General features: G+C 46.1%; 2 protein-coding genes. Both read left to right on the top strand.

Annotated elements, in window-relative coordinates:
* On the top strand, positions 1 to 191 hold a 191-nt coding region (locus A3735_RS28695), incomplete at its 5' end, for a 2Fe-2S iron-sulfur cluster-binding protein (RefSeq protein WP_231882378.1).
* A gap of 10 nt (positions 192 to 201) precedes the next feature.
* Positions 202 to 900 (top strand): molybdopterin cofactor-binding domain-containing protein (locus A3735_RS04240; protein WP_197485663.1); only part of this gene is annotated, 699 nt, incomplete at its 3' end.

Here is a 900-nt window from a genome sequence, read left to right as displayed (position 1 = left end):
AGCCTGGACAGCTTATGTCCGCAGCCTCGCTCTTGAAAGCTAATGCAAACCCTAGTGATGAAGATATTGACAATGCGATGTCCGGTAACCTTTGTCGCTGCGGTACTTATTCCCGAATCAAGGCTGCCATTAAAGACACTGTTGCATCACAGCAAATTGCTGCCGATCTATCCTACAAAGCAAAGGTATGAAGCGCTCATAATGCATTCTAATCTCATGAACAAATCTAAAGAGCTTTTACCTGATACAGCGATAAATCGTAGGGATTTTCTTAAAGTTGGTTTAGGCGCTGCTGGCGGCCTTAGCGTGGCGATAACATTGCCAGGCTGCAGTACGCTAAGAAACAATGAACTATCAAATACTGGTAGCTGGTTGGCTAATGCCTGGCTCGAGATACGGCCAGATAACTCTGTGATCTTCACTTTAGATAGAGTAGAGATGGGTCAGGGCACTTACACGGGTATTACAACGCTGCTGGCTGAAGAGCTAGATACCTCACCAGATACTATTCAGGTTGTTTTTGCCGGGGCAAACGCAGCTTATCGCAACCCGGATTATGGCTTGCAGCTAACCGGGGGTAGTAACAGTCTTTCAAGCAGTTGGAGCCAGATTCGCGAGGCAGGGGCTGCTGTACGGACTTTATTGCTACAAGCAGCGTCAGAAGCATTTGCGTTACCACAAGATAACTTAGAGTGCCGTAATGCTTATGTCAGCGTTAAGTCTACCGGCAAAAAAGTGAGTTTTGGTGCTTTGGCTAAACTAGCTTCTCAGCAAGATTTACCGCAGGAAATAAAGGTAAAAGAACCGGCTCAATTCAAGTACATAGGGAAATTCGACGCTCGACTTGATGCAGCTGCAAAGGTAAAAGGGGAAAGCGCTTATGGAATCGATGTTGAATTG

The organism is Oleiphilus sp. HI0061 (assembly GCF_001635675.1).
The sequence above is the reverse complement of the archived record's forward strand: the minus strand, read 5'-3'. Positions and strand labels throughout refer to the sequence as shown.